General features: G+C 49.7%; 16 protein-coding genes. 6 read left to right on the top strand and 10 right to left on the bottom strand.

The annotated features are described in order from the left end of the window. The first annotated feature begins 1 nt into the window (after position 1). The gene (locus tag J2Y43_RS08685; RefSeq protein ID WP_309992594.1) at positions 2-3,802 is read left to right on the top strand and encodes an SNF2-related protein; all 3,801 of its coding nucleotides are present in this window, start codon (positions 2-4) and stop codon (positions 3,800-3,802) included. A 37-nt stretch (positions 3,803-3,839) separates the two neighbouring features. Here J2Y43_RS08685 and J2Y43_RS08680 read toward each other — a convergent pair whose 3' ends face one another. From J2Y43_RS08680 to J2Y43_RS08645, 8 genes are all read right to left on the bottom strand, one after another. Next, a complete protein-coding gene (locus J2Y43_RS08680; RefSeq protein WP_309992596.1) occupies positions 3,840-4,130 on the bottom strand; it encodes a hypothetical protein in 291 nt (96 codons plus the stop codon). A gap of 153 nt (positions 4,131-4,283) precedes the next feature. After that, positions 4,284-4,667: a RidA family protein gene (locus J2Y43_RS08675; RefSeq protein WP_223406288.1), complete on the bottom strand. Its 384-nt coding sequence runs from the start codon at positions 4,665-4,667 to the stop codon at positions 4,284-4,286. Between the two features lie 39 nt (positions 4,668-4,706). Further along, entirely contained in the window at positions 4,707-5,156 is a 450-nt protein-coding gene (locus J2Y43_RS08670) for a hypothetical protein (RefSeq protein ID WP_309992600.1), read from the bottom strand. Positions 5,157-5,161: 5 nt separating this feature from the next. Continuing rightward, the gene (locus tag J2Y43_RS08665) at positions 5,162-5,752 is read right to left on the bottom strand and encodes a Panacea domain-containing protein (protein WP_309992604.1); all 591 of its coding nucleotides are present in this window, start codon (positions 5,750-5,752) and stop codon (positions 5,162-5,164) included. A gap of 62 nt (positions 5,753-5,814) precedes the next feature. Then, the gene (gene recQ / locus J2Y43_RS08660; RefSeq protein WP_309992607.1) at positions 5,815-7,971 is read right to left on the bottom strand and encodes a DNA helicase RecQ; all 2,157 of its coding nucleotides are present in this window, start codon (positions 7,969-7,971) and stop codon (positions 5,815-5,817) included. A 62-nt stretch (positions 7,972-8,033) separates the two neighbouring features. Beyond that, a complete protein-coding gene (locus J2Y43_RS08655) occupies positions 8,034-10,139 on the bottom strand; it encodes a helix-hairpin-helix domain-containing protein (RefSeq protein WP_309992609.1) in 2,106 nt (701 codons plus the stop codon). 36 nt (positions 10,140-10,175) lie between these two features. Beyond that, on the bottom strand, positions 10,176-11,039 hold the full coding sequence (nadC, locus tag J2Y43_RS08650; protein WP_309992611.1) for a carboxylating nicotinate-nucleotide diphosphorylase: 864 nt from the start codon (positions 11,037-11,039) through the stop codon (positions 10,176-10,178). A 17-nt stretch (positions 11,040-11,056) separates the two neighbouring features. Next, positions 11,057-12,820, bottom strand: a complete 1,764-nt coding sequence (locus J2Y43_RS08645) for a capsule assembly Wzi family protein (RefSeq protein WP_309992613.1) — start codon at positions 12,818-12,820, stop codon at positions 11,057-11,059. Between the two features lie 126 nt (positions 12,821-12,946). Here J2Y43_RS08645 and upp point away from each other — a divergent pair, with 126 nt between their 5' ends. Further along, the gene (upp, locus tag J2Y43_RS08640) at positions 12,947-13,591 is read left to right on the top strand and encodes a uracil phosphoribosyltransferase (RefSeq protein WP_309992616.1); all 645 of its coding nucleotides are present in this window, start codon (positions 12,947-12,949) and stop codon (positions 13,589-13,591) included. 12 nt (positions 13,592-13,603) lie between these two features. Here upp and J2Y43_RS08635 read toward each other — a convergent pair whose 3' ends face one another. Continuing rightward, positions 13,604-16,687 (bottom strand): carboxypeptidase-like regulatory domain-containing protein, encoded by a 3,084-nt coding sequence (locus J2Y43_RS08635; protein WP_309992619.1) that lies wholly within the window; start codon positions 16,685-16,687, stop codon positions 13,604-13,606. 288 nt (positions 16,688-16,975) lie between these two features. On the opposite strand from J2Y43_RS08635, the gene J2Y43_RS08630 reads away from it, so the two are divergent. From J2Y43_RS08630 to J2Y43_RS08620, 3 genes are all read left to right on the top strand, one after another. After that, the gene (locus J2Y43_RS08630; RefSeq protein ID WP_309992622.1) at positions 16,976-18,043 is read left to right on the top strand and encodes a sugar phosphate nucleotidyltransferase; all 1,068 of its coding nucleotides are present in this window, start codon (positions 16,976-16,978) and stop codon (positions 18,041-18,043) included. A gap of 110 nt (positions 18,044-18,153) precedes the next feature. Further along, positions 18,154-18,432, top strand: coding sequence for a hypothetical protein (locus tag J2Y43_RS08625; protein WP_309992625.1), 279 nt, complete (start codon positions 18,154-18,156; stop codon positions 18,430-18,432). Continuing rightward, entirely contained in the window at positions 18,383-18,667 is a 285-nt protein-coding gene (locus J2Y43_RS08620; protein WP_309992627.1) for a type II toxin-antitoxin system RelE/ParE family toxin, read from the top strand. The genes J2Y43_RS08625 and J2Y43_RS08620 overlap by 50 nt, the downstream gene beginning before the upstream one ends. A gap of 47 nt (positions 18,668-18,714) precedes the next feature. Here the strand turns inward: J2Y43_RS08620 and recF are convergent, their stop codons facing one another. Further along, positions 18,715-19,812: a DNA replication/repair protein RecF gene (recF, locus tag J2Y43_RS08615; protein WP_309992629.1), complete on the bottom strand. Its 1,098-nt coding sequence runs from the start codon at positions 19,810-19,812 to the stop codon at positions 18,715-18,717. A gap of 124 nt (positions 19,813-19,936) precedes the next feature. Here recF and pdhA point away from each other — a divergent pair, with 124 nt between their 5' ends. Beyond that, positions 19,937-20,968: a pyruvate dehydrogenase (acetyl-transferring) E1 component subunit alpha gene (pdhA, locus tag J2Y43_RS08610; protein ID WP_223406313.1), complete on the top strand. Its 1,032-nt coding sequence runs from the start codon at positions 19,937-19,939 to the stop codon at positions 20,966-20,968. Positions 20,969-21,034: the final 66 nt, after the last annotated feature.

The raw sequence follows: 21,034 nt of genomic DNA, 5'->3' as shown, positions 1-21,034 counted from the left end.
AATGGAAAACGAAAAGAAGGAGAAATTATCCAACTTCTTACTAAGACGGGCGGATCGGGATGTATTGTCAAGAGGGCGTTCCATTTATAGCAGTGGCGGCTTAAAAGTTTCCAAACTCGATTATAATGGCCCCGGTAATGCTGAGTTCAAGGTCAAAAGCGACTATTCGATCCAGTATTACCAGATTTTCATCCGCGACTTTCTCACACCGCAGATAAACACCGAATGTTCGTGCCCCGACAAAGCCGGGCTGTGCAAACACCGCGTGGCGAGTATTTTGTACATTCTCGACAAGATGCCGACGATCAAGCAGGTTGTCCACGAAATGGGCAACACGACGATCGAGCTACAAGAAATCCGCGAAATACAGCTCCGAGGCATGGTGCTCGACGAAACCTGGCAAAACCGTGAAAACGTAGGCCCGGTGGAGATCGTATCTGCCAAGGAAGGCGAGGCGGAATGCCAGGTGACGGATAAAGGGCAGGAGTATATGACCACTTTCCGGCGCGTAAAAGGTACCCGGCAGGTTCAGACGACCTGTACTTGTAACCAGAAACTTTGGGTGCCACTCTGCGAGCACAAGCTCGCGGCATTGCTCAAACTTCGCGAGGAGTTGGGCGAAAAAGCATTCGAAGTAATGCGCGATCTGACCGTCGAGAAGAGTAATTTGCTCGCTGAATATGGTTATTCCCTCGAAGACGCATTCAAAGATAAATTCGAATTCCGGCTGGATGAGGACGGCGGGCTGCATTTGATCAAGCTCGATCCGGCGATTCAGAAAGTGGGTGCTTACCAGGATTGGCAGTCGCTCCGCGAGCGCATATTGCCCGTGCAGGAATCTTCATTTGCCGTGACGCTGACGGACAATGGCCAGGACGACGAGGATCGCGTGTCCATTTTTGTGTTTTGGCCAAAAGGAAAAAATCACCTGCTGGACATCGGTTTCGGGGTATTTTCGGTCAAATTCAGTTCCAAATCCGAGAAGGTTACCAACATCCGCAACATTGCCGGAGGTTCTAGCCACTATTATAATGCGGATGAAATCCCGGTACTCACGGAGTCGGACGCGCGCCTGGTGCGCATGGCGAAGCATTGGGAGGAGGGTTTGCAGAAATTCATCCGCAAGCAAGGCTGGGCTTACAATGCCTACCTGCATTTCGATGATGTAGAAGCAGACCAGCGTTACGAAGCGCGTAACTATGTAGGCAAGCAGCTTACCCGGGTTTTCAACGACCTCGACGGCGACCGCCTTTTCCTCGCCGATGGCGACTACGTGACCAGCAACCACCAGCTTACGCAACTGGAACTGCACCGCGAGCCGGTAAAACTGTTTTTTGTCCTCACCGAAGACAAGGAGTTCATCACGCTCAATCCTTACGTCGAGATCAAACCGGGCACTCCGCTGGAATTGCAGAAAGTGGTGTCGCTCGACAGTTTCTGGCTGGGGCTTTATAACGAAAAGACATTGTTCCGCTGGGCGGGTATCAGCGAGGCCGAAATGGTCGCTTACCTGAGCCAGAATGGATTTAAAATACGGGTTAAGAAAGATTTCGGCGACGATTTCCTGAAAAACTGGATCATTCCGGTCTCTGAGAAATTCGACGTGATTTTCCAGACGCGGCACGAAATACAAACTTCACCGCTGGTCTTCCAGAAACCGAAGTTTTACCTGAAAGAAGACGAGGCAAACCTGCTCATCGTGCCTTCCTATGTGTATCTGGAAGAAAATGGTAAAACCGAGCGTCGGCCCGGCGAAGAACTTGAACTCTTGCACGACCAGCGCCGTACGAGAACAAGCTTCGATAACAACCAGATTACCATGCTTGAACGTGATGTTCAGGCTGAAAATGCGATTTGGGATTGGACGAAAGCGCTGCATCCGAATTTCGAGCATCAAACCGGCCAACCGTTCTTCTATGTGCCTTTCGAACAGGTGATGAAGGATGGCTGGCTGTTCAACTTTGTGGATGCGGCCAAGAAGAAGCATTACGAGATTTTCGGGTTTAAGGACCTGAAAAAAATGAAGTTCAACCCTAACCGCGGGACGGTAAAGGTGCACACTTCGTCGGGTATCGACTGGTTCGATATGAAGATCGAGATCAGTTTCGGCGATCAGACTGTATCGCTGGCGGATGCGAAAAAGGCATTACTCAAAAAGCAGAACTATATTCAGTTGCAGGATGGCTCGCTGGGCGTGCTACCCGATGAATGGATCGCGAAGCTAGAACCGCTCATGCAGTTTGGCCGTGTGCAGGATGATCAGATCCATTTGTCCAAAATACATTTCTCGCTGATCGATGAGCTCGTTTCGGAGATCGATAACGAGGATGTGTTCCGCGAGCTTTGGGAGAAGAAGCAGAAACTGCTCAATTTTAAACAAATCCCGTCGGTACCACTTCCGCAGAACATCGAGGCGACACTTCGCCAGTACCAGGAAGAGGGGTATAAATGGCTGCATTTCCTTGATGAGTTCCAGTGGGGCGGCTGTTTAGCGGATGATATGGGTTTGGGGAAAACACTGCAAATGCTCACCTTCCTGCAAAACCAGAAAAACCTGGATCCGGAATATACGAACCTTGTCGTAGTTCCTACTACCTTGATTTTCAACTGGCAGGCAGAGGCTGCAAAATTCACGCCGGATCTGAAATTGTACGTTCACCGGGGGATGGCAAGAAGGAAAGACATCGAGTTTTTCCGGGAATATGACATTATCCTCACCACTTACGGTACGATGCGCAGCGATGTGGAGCTGCTCCGTCAGTTTGATTTTAACTATATTATTCTCGACGAAGCGCAGGCTATTAAAAACCCGGATTCGCTCACGTCAAAGGCCTCGCGCCTGCTACGCGCACGCAACCGCCTTACCATGACGGGTACACCTGTGGAAAACAATACATTCGACCTGTACTCTCAGTTCGAATTCCTGAACCCCGGAATGCTCGGCCATGCCGATTTCTTCCGGACGGAATATGCGACGCCGATCGATAAGTACCAGGACAAGGAAAAGGCTGCCGAACTGCGGAAACTCGTGTACCCATTCATGCTGAAACGCACGAAAGAAGAGGTCGCAACCGATTTGCCGGATAAAACCGAGACGATCCTCTTCTGCGAGATGGGTAACAAGCAGCGGAAGGTTTACGATACATTCCGCGAGCGCTACCGACAGGAAATTGCGGAAAAACTCGCAACGGAAGGTCTTAACAAGAGCAGTTTCCTCATTCTGGAAGCCCTGTTGAAGCTGCGCCAGATTTGCGACTCGCCGTCTATTTTGTCGGGTGACGAAGATTTTGGAAACGAATCGGCGAAACTCGAAGAAATTACTCGTGAAATCGAAGAGAATGCTTCGAATCACAAAATATTGATATTCAGTCAATTCCTGGGCATGCTGGATCTGATTCGCAAGCATTTGGAAAAAATGAATATCCCTTACGAATACCTCGACGGCCAGACAGTCGACCGTGCGGGACGTGTGAACCGCTTCCAGAACGACTCTACTTGCCGCGTGTTTCTGATGAGCCTCAAAGCGGGCGGGGTAGGGCTTAACCTTACCGAGGCGGATTACGTATACCTCGTTGACCCGTGGTGGAACCCGGCCGTGGAGCGCCAGGCGATCGACCGTACGCACCGCATTGGGCAGACGCGCAAGGTATTTGCCTATAAAATGATTTGTAAGGATACGATTGAAGAGAAAATTCTGCTGTTACAGCAACGTAAGCAGGATTTGGCAGAAGATTTGGTGGGCGGAGAATCCGGCTTTATCAAGAAACTGAGCCAGGAAGATATTATGGGGCTTTTCAGCTAACATCGGATGAAGCTAAATTACTGAATCGAATGTAGGTTCAGTAATTTAGCAGTTTGCTGCCAGCCGAAATGTGCAGTAATCTTTGGTTAACCAATCTGGCCGTAGGATCTGATTTCGCCGAATCGGCCGATGCGAACTCGAATGTTTGTGAATCGGTCAGCTCGGCATATTCCGGCGCTGAGGTGCTTCCATCCTTTGGAGCAAGTGGCGAAGAATTGTACATTTTTTCTACACCTGTATGCTTGGCCGTTCCATACCGGGCTTCTTTTTGCATTACACACAGAACCAGTAAAACTGAGGCAATTAGAAGAGTAATTCTATTTTTCATGTCCAGAGATGTCTATTGTTCAGGGTTCTAAATCAGACAACACTTTCACAAAGAGCAAATTTCGCGCCAGAAGGTTGGAACACAGTTTCAAATGGTGACAAAAAAAGCCCGTTTCCGCTGAGAAACAGGCCTTTTTTTAAATATTCCAATGCATTACTGGACTATTGCGGTGAATTCAATCTCAACAAGGTAATCGGCCGATACCAATTTGCTGATTTCGTAGATACCTGTGGTAGGTTTAATGGCGCCGAAATACGCACCATGTGCGCGGGCGATGTCCTCAAAAAGGGTAATATCCGTGGTAAAAATGCGCGTGCGGACCACATCTGCCAGGCTGGCGCCCGCATCCTGCAATACTTTTTCGATGCGCTCGATGATATTGTTCGTCTGCGCATAAGCGTCATCAGCCTTCACTTTATCGCCATCCACGATAGCAACCGTTCCGGCAACCTCGATGATATTTCCGATCCGAACCGCCCGGCAATACCCCATTTTGTCTTCCCAAGGGGATCCAGAGAGTATATTTTGTCTTGACATATTAAGTTGTTAAAAATAGAAATTACCCAAAGTTAAGGATCAATCGCTTGCGAGAAGCCTCCTGAACCGGCGTTTTACACTTGCTGATTGACAAAAGCAATCTTTCAAATCCTTGAATTCGGCATCCTTTAATCTGCCAACAACTTTGTAATCGAGCCCCTCTACCGGGTAAATATCCTTCAAAACAGCGATCTCGTACTCGTCGATTTGTTGTCCGTAAACAAACGTATCCAGTGGAAACGCCCAGTTGTTGGCTGTGACTGGTAAGCCTGCTTTGAAAACGAAGCAGTTAAAACATGCCTCGGGGACTTCGATACAACCATAGGTTTCCAAAGAAACTGTTGGCCTGAAATCGCGGCTCGATGGAAGGCTTGCAAGGATTGCACTGGCACCGATCGTTTTCAGGACGATGAAATATTTAGCTTTGGGAGCGTTATCGTTCTTGAAATAGAACAGATCGAAGTAAAGAATGTCACCCTCTCCGCCCATCTTGTTCAGATTTTAAGCGACTTTGTATTCCGTAAATAGCTTAGCTGATCCTGATAGATTTCCTTTTTCAATGGCATACTTTCCAATAACCTGGAAAAGTCGATAGGGATTTCGGTGGAATTCAAGTGACCGGTTTCAAGGTGCTCCAACACACCATTTTCCTGCGCAGTAATATACCAGAGCGAATGCTTGCGGTGCGTGAGCTGAATAAGGTCCGCAGCGGAAGTAGTCTGAAATGTTTCAACAATATGCTCCAACAATTCTATCTCATTGTCAGAAAACTCGTCATCGGAAAAAGCTGATTTGGGAGTGATGAAAACAGATCCGTCTGTAATAGTTCGTGTAATATAATTTGCCAGCAATACAGGTTCATCGGAAGACAAATCGACAAAAACATCACGCGATACCGGGCCTAGTTTCCACACCGAAAAATCCAGGTTGAAGAATGGCAATCCATAAGTCCGTACCGCATATTCCTCGATCAGGTAAATCAATTTCAGCAGCTTGGTTTTCGATAACGGCTTGATTCGTTCGGCAAGGTAAACAACCGCATTGCCTAGCTTGTCAATCTCCGAATTTGAAAAGGGTTGCAGCATGTATATGTCGAAATAATGTTGGCTAAATTACAGTGAGTAAACAGATTCCCCCCAAATCTCGTTCATGGAAAAGGCCTCTCACTTTCCCAAACCGCCAGCGCCAGCCGGATTTGTCCGTAGTCGTACCGTTCGTTCAGCAATTCGAACAAGGGTTTTAGCGGGTCATTTTTTCCTATGTGAATTTCTTCTGCTGCTGCGACGATGGTTTGGTATGCCGTGGGCTCGATGAGTGATTTCAGATCAACGCCGTGGCCATCTTCTTTGAGTTTTACCAAATGCGAGATGATGGTTACCGGGTTAAGGTTGCGCTTTTCGGCAATCACCTTGACGGAATAGCCCTCCTTGTAAAGATCATAGGTTTCCACGAACGTCATTCCTTTCACAATGCGCGTGCCGGGCGCATTATTTTCTCTTGCGAAATTGAGGATTTCGTTGATGAATGCCTCTCCGTAGCGCCTGAATTTTTCGGCCCCCACCCCGGAGACGGCTTTCATTTGTGCTTCGGAAATAGGCTTTTTCTGGGCCATTTCGGAAAGGGAAGCGTCGCTGAAAACAACGTAGGGAGGCACGCCCAGCGTGTCGGCCAGCTGCTTGCGAAGCTGGCGGAGGCGCTCGAAAAGGGCGTCACGGATGATTTCCTGCTTTGGTTTTTCCTTCGGTATCAGCTCCTCTTCTTTTGCTTTGCGTTCGGCGAGCGGGATGAACTTCACGAGTTCGATTTGCCGCTCGCCTTTCAAAACCTGCCAGCTTACCGGGTTCAGTTTAAATGAATGCGCCTCGTCGTAAGCAATGTCCATCACGCCGGAGTTGAGCATTTGGCTCAGGTATTCCGACCATTCATCGCCCCGCAGCTCGTGCCCGACGCCGAAAGTTGGTAGCCGCTCATAGCCGTGTTGCAGGATATTCCGGTTGCGGCTGCCGCGGAGAATGTCGATGAGCATACCCATGGCTACCTTTTGCTCCGTGCGGGCGATGCCCGACAACGCTTTTTGCGCGATAATGGTCGCGTCGAAGCGGGTGCGCGGATTGCGGCACACGTCGCAGTTGCCGCAATCATGATCGACAGGCTCGTTGAAATAGCTCAATAGAATGCGCCGGCGGCAAATGTCGGCTTCGGCATATTGCTTCATCCGGTTCAGTTTGGCATGCAAAAGCTCCTTTTGCTCTGCCGACTGGTCCGAATTGTTGATCATATCCTGCCGGGTGATGATATCCATGTAGCTGTAAAATAGTACCGTGTCCGCACTGGCGCCATCACGGCCCGCCCGCCCGATTTCCTGGTAAAAGCTCTCCACATTCGACGGCAAGTTATAATGGATCACCCAGCGGACATTCGATTTATCGATCCCCATTCCGAATGCGATCGTGGCGACGATGATTTGAATATCATCCCTCAAAAAATTCTCCTGCACCTGCGAGCGCTTGTCGCCCGTCATGCCCGCGTGGTAGTACGCGACGCGGAAGCCTGCTTTTTGCAAGCTGGCCGCCACGGTTTCGGTACCTTTCCGGCTTAGGCAGTAAATAATGCCTGGCTGGCCTTCATGCTTCTTAATGAAACGCTGGATTTGCTCGATACGCTTTCTTCCCGGCAGCACATTAAGGCTCAGATTGGGCCTGTCGAAGCTGGAAATGAAGGTTTCGGCGTGTTCGATATTCAGCTGTTTCAGAATATCGCGGCGTGTGACGCGGTCGGCGGTGGCGGTGAGCGCTACAATCGGGACGTCGGGGAAGCGAACTTTCAGCAGGTTCAGTTGGCGGTATTCCGGCCGGAAGTCGTGGCCCCAGGACGAAATACAGTGCGACTCATCGATGGCAAATAGCTGCACATTCCATTCGCGCAGCAAATCGAAGGTATTACCGGCAAAAAGCCTTTCCGGCGCGATGTAGAGCAGTTTCAATTCCCCCAGCTTGATTTGCCACATGATCTGGTCCTGCTCGGCACCTGAAATGGTGGAATTAAGGAAAGCAGCGGTAATGCCGTTCCCGCGCAACGCCTCTACCTGATCTTTCATGAGGGCGATCAGCGGAGAAATTACCACGGTAAGTCCCTCCCGGAGCACAGCCGGGATTTGGAAACATACCGATTTACCACCGCCTGTGGGCATGAGCACCATGCAATCGCGGTTGGCCATGATGGTGTCGATGATTTCGGATTGCTGGGGGCGAAAGGAGTCGTATCCGAAATATTTCTTTAATGCTTCAAGTTTGTTAATGGACATGGTGTACTGATTAATGGTATTTACTTCAAAAGAATTTCCTTTCGCGGTGCAAAAATAGGGCTTCAAAACTGATACATCACCTGTACTTTTGCCTCGCTTCGCTTGTTACCGTTAATTTCGTTGAGTCCTGAACTGATCTTTTCAATGTCCGAATACCGCGTTTGCGACCATCGGAGCCATATTTTAAGCTGTTTTGTAATGGTATACCGCAGCATTAAATAATGTCGGGTACCGGTGTTATAATAGGCCGGGATCGAGAATGCGTAGAGCATATCTTTTTCATACACATATTGCCGGCTGTCGTAATCGTCGGTTTTGAAAAATGCTGTGTGACCGCTGATTTCCAGTCTGGAAAAATGCCAGGTCACGTCCTGCACGATCGTGAAGCCGTTTGAGCCTTTGGAATGCCCGTTTTTCAACCCGCCATATTGCAACCGGGTCCGAAACGCGCATCGGAGCGGAATTTCGTAATCGATATTGAACATGGCTGTCCGTTTAATAGATCGGATAAGCGATGGATTATTGTCCTCGGCCGTAGGATCATTAACCTGCTTATGCTTTTCGTGAAATAGCCAATATGCATTCAACCGCTTCGAAGGTTTCCAGAGCAAATGCAGGAAATAATCGAAGCCGTTGGATGGTTTATCGACCTGGTATTTCAGCCACGGGAACCGGAAATAATCAAAATAGGCACTCCACTGCCATTTCCGCGAGGGCGACCAGCGCATTCCGGCATAGGCGCCGCGCTCATTGATGGGCCGGGTGGCTTCGCTGATAGGGTTACCATAAAATGTATGAAAGTGGCGGGCATAATGTCGCGCCATTACCGATACATCGACCTTCCTGCCAATGCTGGCAATGAGGCCGCCGATAGCGCCCGTGCCGCCGCTTTTTGACATGGCGGTTTCGGCAAAAAAGTGCATGTTTTGCCAGCGGTAATCACCATGCAGGCCTGCGATCAGGTTTTGTTTTCCCGAAAAATCATACCGGTTGTATGCCAAATCGCGCTTTTGGATAAATGAATTATAGCCCGTGCGAAGCATTACCAGCCCGATCTGCCCTGTTTGAGAGGGTAACTTGTGCAATAAATGCAAGCCGATATTCTGCTCGCGGAGTACATTGTGTTTTCCGATTTCCGAAGGGGTGCGGTGGTAACCGGTGACGGGTAGGGAAGTGGTAATGCCGGAATGAACGCTGTCCGGCTCCTGGGTGGCGTCGCGTTTGGTTTTGGAGATCAAAAGGGTGACGTCGGTGCGCGCACTAATGCCGACAGTGGCTGCAATGCCCCGGAAAAAGTTGGCTTCGGTAGCGGAGGTGTAAGGTTTGAGACCGGTTGTACTTCTGTAAACAGTTCGGATCACCTCAGAGCCTTTGCCCAGTGAAAATCCTGCACCGGTGATCATTCCCTGCCCGGCTTGCATTTGAAAATCGCCGATGATCAGGTTTTTGAGCCTTCCCCGGTTGCGGATTTGTGCATGAAAAGAAGTATAATCGATGCCAAAAATCTGCCTGTGCGCATTCCAGTGCCATATTTCTTCGCCAGCATCTTTTTCCAATGTAATCCCAAAACTATACGCGCCGCTCCGTGCATTGCGGTAACGGAGATAGCCATTGAAAGGGGGGCCCTGATAGCGCGTAGTCGCATTCGAGTTGGAATCCGGCGGTGCGAAGCCCTTCTGCCGCTCCATTAATTTACCCGAACGAACCATTAGGAAATGCTGTCCCGGATTTTTCAATGCATCCCGAATGGAAACCGCTTGGGCGCTGATTGTTACAAATGGCAGCAGCCTTCGAATCGTGTAAATATCAAACCCTGAAATGGCTTGTAACTCATAAAGCGACAACAAGGCGCCCGCTTTTGCGCGATAGTCGAAAAAGGAGCGGAGCTGCTCTTCACTTAAAATAAATGTTGCAGCCAGATCGTCGGGTGTGGCGGTGTTGAGGTCGAGCGGACTGGTATAAAGCTGCAAAAGTGCCTCGTAAAGTTCTTCCGAATCGTCGGGCGGGACAGGGAAGAGTTCGGAGATGAACTGGTTGATGTCGATATCAGGCCGGGGCGGTTCCTGAGCAAAGGATAGAAAAGGAATGCAAATGCCGAGCAATGCAGTTGCCCACAGGGAATAGCCGGCAGGAAACCCTTGAAGATCAAAAGCGTATGTGGTTTTCATCGATCTCAGCATACGCTTTTGATATGAATGAAAAGGTTAGAAGGCTTTCAGACTTAAATCCAGACTCCGCGCCTGATGCGTGAGCGCACCGCTGGATATCCCATCCACACCGGTTTCGGCCACTGCGCGTAATGTTTTTTCGGTAATGTTGCCGGATGCCTCCGTTTCGTATCGCCCTCCGATCCGCTTCACCGCTTCCCGCAGGTTATCCAGCGAAAAGTTGTCGAGCATGATAATATCGACCTGGCCAACACGCAATACCTCGTCAACCTCTGCAAGGTTCCGCGTTTCGATCTCGATTTTCATCTTCCGGCCGGTTTCTTTCAGGTATTTGTTAGCTCCGGTAATGGCCGCTTCGATGCCGCCGGCGTAATCCACGTGGTTGTCCTTCAACATAATCATGTCGTAAAGACCCATCCGGTGGTTCACCGCGCCGCCGATTTTCACCGCCATTTTTTCAAACAGCCTGAAATTAGGGGTCGTTTTGCGGGTATCGAGCAGTTTTACGGGCAAATCCTTGATCAAATCCGACATCTGCCGTGCATAAGTGGCGATACCGCTCATGCGCTGCATAATGTTGAGCACCAGCCGTTCGGCTTTCAGGATCAGACGGGCGTTTCCTTCTACCGTAAAAACAATGTCTCCTGTTGATACGACAGAACCGTCAAAAAGTAACACATCAATTTTCGGAAGGGGGTAACCGTAATATTTAGCGGTTTCATCGAAGATAATCTGCGCCACTTCCACACCCGCGAGCACGCCGTCCTGCTTCACCAGCAGCTTCGCGCGCTTGGTGGCATTTTCGGGTACGCTGGCGAGGGATGAATGGTCTCCGTCGCCGATATCTTCCAGCAATGCAAGCCTGAGAAGATTCCGGAGTTCGTGGGGGTCAGTTTCCATTTTAGTAGAAATTAAAATCAGTAGGTTTGTTGCCGGTAGGCCATATTATAGCGGATGGCAATCGAAAAGATATTGGAGTTGGTGGCGACCTTCGCGTCCTGTGAGGTTACTTTCCGCATCAGGTACCGGCCATCAAGGAACAGATTGTGGGCCAGTGAATACGACAGGCGTAAATCGGTAAATAATGTGGTCGCTTTAATGCCCTGGCCGATTTTCTGGTTCAGGTTACCTTCGTCGCCTGGCCGTCTCGTTTCATAACTCTTCGAAATATCACCACCATAATTGAGAGAAGGATCGTTGCTGGGATCTTTACCCTGCATGGCCGACATAACGGTACCGTAAATCGACAGCCTTGGCGTGGCTTTGTAGCGTATAATGCCTAGATATTCCCGGAAATTGGCTCCCAGCGGGTGCGCGAGCGCCTGCCCGTAATGCATGTAGTTGCGCCCGCCGTCCTTGTGCGAGTACGTGTAGGGACGCACGACGTTGTATTCTGCCTGTAAGTCGAGATTAGGTATGCCAAATGCATCCACATATTTGGCACCGAGCTGGAAGCTGTATTTGTTAGTCCACGAGCCGCTGCCATTGAAAAGGTATTTGGTCAAAAACTCATCGAGCACAAACTGACTGTAAATGGAAGCGGTTTTGCCCACGAGCCAGCGGAAGTCGAAGCCGAGCAATGCGTTGTCCTGGCTACCGATGTAGGATTCTACGTAACGGTAGAAAATAATGGGGTTCAAATAGTTAAGGTCATAACCGCCGCCTACCGAGTCACGGTTGAAAACTTCTGCTTCGAACACCCCAAAATTAATTTTGTCTGTCAGGTTAACACTCAAATGGTGGATAGCAGCGAATTTCTTTTTTCTTAAAAACTCGGAGAAACCATCCTCGGCGCCATCAATCATGCTGGTCCAGAGGTTGGTATAATGGAAGCGGCCGAGCTGGGTATCCAATCTTAAAAACAAATAAGGGCTGCTGTTGTCGGAAAGGATCAGCGAGCGGTAGCCACTGCCGAAAGTGTTGTAATCGTGCCCGAATTTTACATTGATGGCTTTCAGCGGACGGAAAGTAATGTAGCCGCGGGCCGAAAGGAAATCGTTGCCGTGGTTCCGCGTCGCTTTTGCCAAGCCTTCGCCCGGGAAGCTGTATTTCGGCGCAAATGCATTCACATAGCGCGGGAACCGGCCCTGGTTATCGGAAACGAATGTATAAAAGCCTAGCTTATCATTGATCATGCCCCGGATCTCGACTCCACGACCGGTAAACCACAGCGTCTGATGCGACGTGGTGTCGTAGCTGTTGTCTTTTCCGATGAAATTGGTGGTAGTAAAATTGAAATGCAGGTCGAAGTCCTTGTTGTGAATGCTGTACAGATCGGCAGGATGGTTGAAAAACTTGCGCTTCTGTCCTGGCGGCGGCGATTTGAACCAGCCCAACCGCGCCAGCTTGTTGTATTTGGTCGAATCGGTGGAGATCATTCCCTTCGTCCATTCCCAGCTGTCCTCCCGCATGTAATCGATCGTTTCCCAGTCGCGGTCGGTCAGGTCAACGGTGCCTTCTTTTAATATGGAGTCGGTAAGTGCAACTACGGCTTTACGTTCAAACGGCTTGGCATTGAAGTGAAAACCTTCGGAAAATTTGCCCCTTTTGATTTCCAGACGATCGATGAGATGATAATAGTCGTCGTTTAGCGGAACGAAAGCACTTTGCGCGTGTACGTAAGCCGAGGATACCAGTGTTAAAAACAGTAATTTAAAAAGCCGGATAATTCCTTGATACATAGGCAACAAAAATCTACTACGACCGCAATTGGAGCTTTTGCACGTAATTTTTAGAAATGGTGTTCCAAATTACGTCAATGAATTTGTATTATCTTGCATGGAGTAGTCTAAAAAACTGTCACTCCCATGTTTTTACTTTCCCAAAAACCTTCCATAGCAGATCATTATCTGGCCGAATTGCGTGACGTAAATTGTCAGAAAGACCGGATGCGATTTCGCCGGAATATGGAACGGGTAGGAGAGCTGCTGGCTTATGAAATGTCCAAAACGCTCACTTTCAAAACGGAGAAAGTAGAAACGCCGCTCGGTACCGCACCGTGCCGGTCGATGTTGCAGCCCGTCGTGCTGGCTACCATTCTGCGCGCCGGGTTACCGTTCCACCAGGGCTTTCTGAATATTTTCGATAAGGCCGATAATGCATTTATCGGGGCCTACCGCGGGCATCATATCAATGCGGAGGAGGAATTTACGGTTGAGATGGACTACATTACCAGCCCGGATCTGACGGGTAAAATCCTGGTGATGATCGATCCGATGCTGGCAACCGGCCGCTCCATGGAGAAGGTTTACCATGCATTGCTGCGCTTCGGCATTCCTTCACAAACCCATATTGCTTCCGTGATCGCCAGTCCCGAGGGCGTTCAATATCTGCAAGAAAGAATCCCGCAATGCCGCCTCTGGCTCGGTGCCGTGGATCAGAAGCTGAACGAACAATATTATATAGTGCCAGGCCTCGGCGACGCCGGCGACCTGGCTTTTGGCGAGAAATAGCCCCTGCAACGCTCAGTTCAGCAATTCATCAAACATAATGGACACATAGTACGTGCTGCCCACGTTTGGACTGCCGTATGACTGGAAGTACGATTTCCCGAACAGGTTCGTGCCGCCCAGCTTGATGATCGATTTGATCGCAGGCACTTTCCAGCTAACCTGCGCATCGAGGTTGCTGATTGCCGGCACCCTTGTGTTCGAGAATACCGGCACGTCGGTGGTTGTAGGTACGACGAAGCTCGATTCCCACAAAAAGGCCTGCTGGTAACGGTACACGACATTGAATCCCCAAGTGTTAGAGCTGGTAATGCGGCGGCCAAGGCTCACATTATACCGGTATTTAGGAGTATTGAATTGCGAATACTGCACTTCAGGCGATGGAGTAAAGTCTTTCAACTCATTGTTCGCCACATTACCGCCGATGTTGAACCCTTTCGGTAATGCATAATTCAGCCCGATCGCGAAGCCCCGTGTGGTAATTGTCTCGGTTGTATTCACGGTTCGCGCGTATCCCTGATAGCTGCCCACACCAATGCCTGATTCGATAGGCAGGCCTGGCGCGGCAGCAGCCGTCGGCACAACGATCACCGTTCCGCCAATGAGGTTTTTGTATTTGCTGATATAATAATAGGCATCGATAAAGAGCTTTTTCGCTATAATGCCTTTATAACCAATCTCATAGGAGGCAATGCGCTCCGGTTTCAGTTTTACCGGCTGGTATTTAGGCAGTTTCCCCAATGCGTATGCCTTCGCCAGATCGGGCACCAGTGCCGGAACCTGGGTAGCGAGAATACCCGGCAATTGCGCCGACAGTACGCCCGGAAGCGTTTGATTGACCCCCGCCTTAATAGCAGCCTGAATCACTGCCGGGTCGTTCGGAATGGTTCCAGCGGCTACTCCTGCATTTACTTGTGCCGTCACCGCCGTGGTAACCTGTTGTGTAATGGCTGCGGTAGCCTGTTGAGTCACTACCACGGTAGCATATTGTTGTGCGCTTTGGATCACCGACGGGTCACTCTGCACAACGGCGGTTACTGCGGCCTCGGAAAGGTTTTGCCGGAGAATGCCGCTCGAAAGGTTATAACGTGAATCAAACTCAGGCAAGCCGCCTACCAGCGTTCCAGACGGCGTCCGAAGGTCGATGTACTGATTCTGCGTGGTGGGGATACGGAAGCCGGTTTGGTAAGAAAGGCGGATGTTGTGCTCCCCCAATGTTGTCACCGCCGATACCCGGGGCGTGAACTGGCCGTCGAAGTTCTCGTTTTTGTCGTAGCGGATCGAACCGGTCAGTTTCAAATGGTCGGAAAGCAGGTTTTTGCCGGCTTGCACGAATGCGCCCCATTCATTAATAGGTATCGTGCCGTTGCGGCCTTCTTTGGTATCGGAAAATAATGTCCCGGCTGATCGGAGCGTGTAAAGGCGGTAGTTGGCTCCGGCGATCAGTTCCAGGAAGTGGACCTGGTTTTTGAAATTATAGAAACCTTCCGCATGGTACATATTGGTTTTATCCGCAAAACCGCCCCCGCCGTTCACAATCGGCATATTCCGGTATTTGTCCAGCATCTGATTAAAAGCAGCGCTGCCCGGTTGCGGCATCCCCTGGTCGGCAAACTGCCGTGCGGCTATGTGTGCATCTGCCTCCGCCGCGCCCGCATCACGCGCCTGTACGAAGGCGCCCACGTACTGCCCGAACCAGGTATTATTTGGTTTGATCTCGCCGAGCATCGAAACCGCAGCGAGGCCTGCGAGGTACGACTTGCCGGAACGCTCCTGTGTGGTGTATGCCCGCACGGTAAAATTGTCGCCGCGAAGTTCTAGTTTGGCCTGGGTAAGGTTAAAATCACGCAATGAGTAACGGCCGGTACCGGTATAAACCGTCGTTCCATAGCCATAATTGACTTGTGCAATGGCCTCTACCTTTTCGTTCAGGCGATAATGTAATGCGGCATTAGCCTTGAAACTTTTGGTATCGTAATCCACTAGGTCCCGCTCGCGAATCCCGGTGCGGCTGACAAAAATATTGGGCACAAGGCCTACCTTATCTTGAGCAATTTGCCCAGACGCAGCAAGCGCTTTCGCTACCGCATTGATATTCGTCTGGATTTCATCGCCGTACACGTTCGTCCCGTCGTAATCCAGGTCGGTACCTTTTCCGCGGCCAGGATCCGCATTACCGCCCACGTTCAGGTTGGTGTAATTGGTGGCTTCCCAGTCCTTCGCCTGGATGTACGAAAGGTTTACTTTGAAGGCGAACTTGTTATTGAATGCTTTTGCATAGCGAATAGTAGCCTCTGCAAATGGGGTAGTGGCTTTCGAGCGATTCTTTTCATGCATGATACCGCCTTTGAGGTTCGCGCTCAGGCCCTGGTAGAGGAATGGGCTTTTGCTGTTCATTAATATCAACCCGTTTACCGCATTGGGGCCGTACAGCGCCGAGGCCGCACCGGGAAGTACCTCCACGCTCTCTACGTCGAGCTCCGACATGCCGATGATATTGTCCAGCGGAAAATTAAGCCCCGGGGCCTGGTTGTCCATCCCGTCGATCATCTGCACGGTACGGGGGTTACCCGTCGCACCGAAGCCGCGCATATTGACGGATTTAAACAAAACCCCCTGCGTCGTCATGTCGATGCCTTTCAGGTTCGCGAGGGCGTCGTAAAAATTGGTGGCAGGCGTGTCGCGAATGCCCCGTATGTCGAGTTTTTCGACTGCTACCGGCGATTTCATCACACTTTCCTCTACACGGGAGGCCGAAACCACTATTTCCTTGCCGAGCACAGGCTGTTCCACCATTTTGATATCCAGGTTCGACATGCTGGCAGTGACGGCAATTTCCTGGGTTTGAAAGCCGACCGAACTGACAATGATAGTAAATGGCGGATTGGAGGTGGTACTCAGGGAAAACTCACCTTTTGTGTCTGTAATCGTGCCGGCTACTTTACCTTGTATACGAATGCTGACGCCGGCGAGTGGTTCCTGGGTAACCGATTCGGTGACCTTGCCTGTCAAACTAATCTGCGCGAAAGAATGTTGGCAAAACAACAATAAGAAAAACAAGAGAGGCAGATTTCCGGGGGATGCAGAAGTTCGGATCATGGTTGCTTAGTGGGTTGATGTCTGTAACAAGTTACTAAGAATTCGATTTTGTTTACATAATATCCAATTAATTCTTTAGGTATTCATAAAACAAAAATACAGGTCATCGGAAACTAAATAATTCGACGATGTGAAAGAAATTTAATGCATTGGCGAAAGATGGCCATCTGGGCCATGAACTAACTTTCCGGGACTTTTCCGATGACCGGATTGAGCATACTGACTCTTTATCATTAGTTTTGAGGGATTTTATTTAACGTTATAACAAACATACCTTACACAACACAGATGCAGGATACTTATGTGATAATCATGGCAGGCGGCGTAGGAACCCGTTTTTGGCCGTTCAGCCGGACGGATTTCCCGAAGCAATTCCATGATGTGCTTGGCACAGGAAGGACGCTGTTGCAGCAAACGGTCGATCGATTCGACGGCGTTTGCCCTATTGAGAACATTTATATCGTAACCAGTCAGGAGTACAAGGGTCTGATCAAACAGCAGATCCCCGAGCTCACCGACGACCAGATCCTTCTGGAACCGCATCGCCGGAACACCGCACCGTGCATCGCTTACGCGTGCTACAAAATCGCAGCCCGCAACCCGAACGCGAACGTAGTGGTAGCACCTGCGGACCATATTATCCTGAAAGAAGAAGTTTTCAAGGATACGATCAAAGTGGCGCTGGGAGCGACCCGCAACGAGGATATCTTGGTTACGCTGGGCATCCAGCCGACCCGTCCTGACACGGGTTATGGCTATATCCAGTATATCCCGGATAAGCTGACTGTCAAAAAAGTGAAGTCGTTTACCGAAAAGCCGCATCTGGAACTAGCATTGCAGTTCCTCGACAGCGGTGATTTTGTGTGGAATGCCGGTATTTTCGTCTGGAATGTCAATGCATTTAAAAAGGCGCTGACCCGGTTCCAGCCTGACATTGCTGAAATTTTCCAGGGCGGGGTAGAACATTACTACCTCGATTCGGAGGATTCGTTCATTCAACGCGCCTACCAGCACTGCGGTAGCATTTCCATCGACAACGGCATTATGGAAAAGGCGGCCAATGTGCATGTCGTACTGGCAAGCTTTGGCTGGTCGGACCTGGGAACGTGGAAATCGATGTATGAAGTTTCGGAAAAGGATGAAAACCTGAACGTTACGGACGGGAACCTGATCCTGCATAATACCACGAACTCTATCATCAAAACGCCGAAAGACAAGCTGGTAGTTGTGAATGGCCTCGATGGTTTCATTGTCGCGGAATTCGACGGCGTGCTGCTGATCTGCAAAAAAGATGATGAACAGAAGGTGAAGGAATTCGTGGCGCAAGCCAAGGAGCTGGATCCCAAATATGTTTAATGCGGTTGATTATTAATGCATACCGCTTGAAAATCCAGGTCAATTTGGCCTGGATTTGTTGTTTTTAAATTTGTAAATTTGATTAGTGTTGAATCAAAACAATGCTCGCTATGTCTGACCAAGAAATGAAAACCGAGGCAATTCGCCTGATAAACGAAATAGACGCAGATCGTATGGAGGATTTGTTGTCTTGCCTTCGTGTGTTCAGAGAGCAGCAAGACTATGATGATAGTGCCTATCGCAACTCTCCCGAAGTAATCGAACAACTCAACAGATCTCTACGCGAAGCCAAAACTGGTCCTCTTTACACAAATGAGGAAGTTTTTAAAGAAATAAGGCGTGGCTTACGAGATAGAATGGACAGATCCAGCAAAGGAAAACTTCTCTGAAATAGTAGGTTATCTATTCGATACCTGGGGAGAGGCCAGTGCAGAAAAATTTACCGCTAAGCTAGAAGCTAGTTTGGCGATTCTGGAACAATTTTCTTTTGCCGGAAAACAACACGATCACATACCGGCAGTTCACGAACTTGTCATTAGCAAACATCACAGCTTGTTCTATATTGTACACGACAGGAAGGTGATGGTTATAAATATTCTAAATTCAGCGAGAAGAAGGCATTAGTGCCGCTAGCGGATTTTCATTTAGGGCGAATTCACCCAAAATGAAAATCATCCCTTCAACACCTTCTCAATCTCAAAAAACCGCACATCCGCCTTCACATGCTCCAAAATGCGCTGCGAGCGCTCGGGCCGGGCGTCGGTGATGAAAACCTGAGCTAAAAAACCGGTATCAATGAGCTCAATAATTTTGTGAATCCGCCGGTCGTCGAGTTTGTCGAAAATGTCGTCCAGGAGCAAAATGGGCGTTTTGCCTTTTTCTTCTTTTAAAAGTTCGAATTGCGCGAGTTTCAATGCGATGAGGAAGGACTTCTGCTGGCCTTGCGAGCCGAATTTTTTGAGGGTAACCCCGTCTATTTCGAATACATATTCATCCTTATGCACGCCTTTGCCTGTGCGTTGTGCGTGCAGGTCGCGGCTGCGGTTGCGGCGGAATTCGGTAGGGAAATCGGAGCTGGCGACTTCGCTTTCGTAGATTACATCCACTTTTTCGTGGCCGCTGCTGAGGAATTCGTAGTATTTGCAGAACAGCGGGATGAATTTTTGCATGAACGTCGCGCGGTGCTCGTGAATGCGCTGCGAGAGGACGATCAGCGGCTCATTGTAGGTTTCGAGCAGGTCTTCGTCGAGGTAATTTCTTTCGGCGAAGAGCTTTAAAAGGCCGTTCCGCTGGGTGAGTATCTTATTGTATTGCAGGAAATCGCCGAGGTAACCGGGTACGGCCTGGCCGAGTACGCCGTCGAAAAAACGGCGGCGCTCCTCGCTGCCGTCGCGAATGAGATCCGTGTCGTCCGGGGCGATGAGTACCACCGGGAACAGGCCGATATGGTCGCTCAGACGGTCATAATGCTTTTTATCGGCCATGAAAACCTTGCGTTGGCCGCGTTGCAGGCTGCATGTGATCTGAATGTGCTTGTCATGCTCGTTGAAAACGCCGTCGATGAGGAAGAAATCAGCCGTGTGGCGGATACCCAGCGCGTCCTGGTTGTGAAATGCGCTCTTGGTAAGCGTGAGGAAATAGATCGCGTCGAGCAGGTTGGTTTTGCCGCTGCCGTTCTCGCCCACGATACAGTTCACATGTTTTCCAAAAGTGAAGGCCTTCTCCTCATAGCTTTTAAAGTAGGTAAGACGGAGCTTTTCTAGCCACATGAACTTCTTTGTTATTTAGTTTATGCTTATTTTCGCACATCATTGCGTGAGTACGGCAAAACAGACTCTGTTCATACCATAACTTTAAGACAAAGTTCTGTCTTTATAAACGAGAACCAAATACATGGCCACCGTTACTGAGAAAAAGAAAGCATCAGCCCCCAAAAAGTTACAGCATCCGAAGGAGCAATACATGTTCTGGTTCGAGAATATGCTTTTACAACGCCGTTTTGAAGAAAAATCGGGCCAGTTGTACGGTCAGCAGAAGATTCGTGGTTTTTGTCACCTCTATATCGGCCAGGAAGCTTGTTCTTCCGGCGCGGTGAGTGCCCTGAAAAAAGGCGACAAGTACATTACCGCTTATCGTGACCACGGTATCCCTCTCGCATTGGGCACGAGCCCGAACGCGATCATGGCAGAGCTTTTCGGCAAGAAGACCGGTACTACCAAAGGTAAGGGCGGTTCCATGCACATTTTTGATAAAGAAGTAGGCTTCATCGGGGGCCACGGTATCGTTGGCGGCCAGATTCCCCTGGGTGCAGGTATCGCATTCGCTGAGAAATATAACAAAACCGATAACCTGTGTATCTGTTACTTCGGTGACGGTGCGATCCGCCAGGGTTCATTCCACGAAACGCTGAACATGGCGATGAGCTGGAAGCTGCCTGTGATCTTCGTCGTTGAAAACAACGGTTACGCAATGGGTACTTCCGTGGCGCGTACTTCCAACGTTACCGAGCTGTACACCCTGGGCGAGGCATATGATATTCCTTCCGAGCCTGTTGACGGTATGAGCGTTGAGGCGATCCACGAAGCGGTTTCCCGCGCGGCGGAACGTGCACGCAAAGGCGACGGACCTACTTTCCTTGAATTCCGTACTTATCGCTACCGCGGACACTCGATGTCCGATCCTCAGAAATACCGTTCGAAAGAGGAGGTAGAAGAATACAAACACCGCGACCCGATCGAGCAGATCCGTGCGGTGATCCTCGAAAACAAGATTGCTACCGAAGAGGATCTCGAAAATATTGATAAAAAAGTAAAAGATATCGTTGCCGAATCCGTGCAGTTCGCCGAGGAATCGGAGTGGCCGGATCCGAAAGAAGCTTACACGGATGTGTACGTTGAAAACGATTATCCTTTTGTAATGGACTAATCCATTCAAAAACACGTGAATTAAAAACCCGCCGGACTACTTCGACGGGTTTTTTAAGTAATTTCA

Source organism: Dyadobacter sp. BE31, assembly GCF_031457695.1.
GTDB lineage: Bacteria > Bacteroidota > Bacteroidia > Cytophagales > Spirosomataceae > Dyadobacter.
Note: the sequence above shows the minus strand (reverse complement) of the source record. Positions and strands in the feature narration are given on the sequence as shown.

Excerpts from the sequence above, each read along its gene's own strand:
- J2Y43_RS08685 (WP_309992594.1), top strand. The coding sequence starts at position 2 with ATGGAAAACGAAAAGAAGGAGAAATTATCCAACTTCTTACTAAGACGG.
- J2Y43_RS08680 (WP_309992596.1), bottom strand. The coding sequence starts at position 4,130 with ATGAAAAATAGAATTACTCTTCTAATTGCCTCAGTTTTACTGGTTCTG.
- J2Y43_RS08675 (WP_223406288.1), bottom strand. The coding sequence starts at position 4,667 with ATGTCAAGACAAAATATACTCTCTGGATCCCCTTGGGAAGACAAAATG.
- J2Y43_RS08670 (WP_309992600.1), bottom strand. The coding sequence starts at position 5,156 with ATGGGCGGAGAGGGTGACATTCTTTACTTCGATCTGTTCTATTTCAAG.
- J2Y43_RS08665 (WP_309992604.1), bottom strand. The coding sequence starts at position 5,752 with ATGCTGCAACCCTTTTCAAATTCGGAGATTGACAAGCTAGGCAATGCG.
- recQ (WP_309992607.1), bottom strand. The coding sequence starts at position 7,971 with ATGTCCATTAACAAACTTGAAGCATTAAAGAAATATTTCGGATACGAC.
- J2Y43_RS08655 (WP_309992609.1), bottom strand. The coding sequence starts at position 10,139 with ATGAAAACCACATACGCTTTTGATCTTCAAGGGTTTCCTGCCGGCTAT.
- nadC (WP_309992611.1), bottom strand. The coding sequence starts at position 11,039 with ATGGAAACTGACCCCCACGAACTCCGGAATCTTCTCAGGCTTGCATTG.
- J2Y43_RS08645 (WP_309992613.1), bottom strand. The coding sequence starts at position 12,820 with ATGTATCAAGGAATTATCCGGCTTTTTAAATTACTGTTTTTAACACTG.
- upp (WP_309992616.1), top strand. The coding sequence starts at position 12,947 with ATGTTTTTACTTTCCCAAAAACCTTCCATAGCAGATCATTATCTGGCC.
- J2Y43_RS08635 (WP_309992619.1), bottom strand. The coding sequence starts at position 16,687 with ATGATCCGAACTTCTGCATCCCCCGGAAATCTGCCTCTCTTGTTTTTC.
- J2Y43_RS08630 (WP_309992622.1), top strand. The coding sequence starts at position 16,976 with ATGCAGGATACTTATGTGATAATCATGGCAGGCGGCGTAGGAACCCGT.
- J2Y43_RS08625 (WP_309992625.1), top strand. The coding sequence starts at position 18,154 with ATGTCTGACCAAGAAATGAAAACCGAGGCAATTCGCCTGATAAACGAA.
- recF (WP_309992629.1), bottom strand. The coding sequence starts at position 19,812 with ATGTGGCTAGAAAAGCTCCGTCTTACCTACTTTAAAAGCTATGAGGAG.
- pdhA (WP_223406313.1), top strand. The coding sequence starts at position 19,937 with ATGGCCACCGTTACTGAGAAAAAGAAAGCATCAGCCCCCAAAAAGTTA.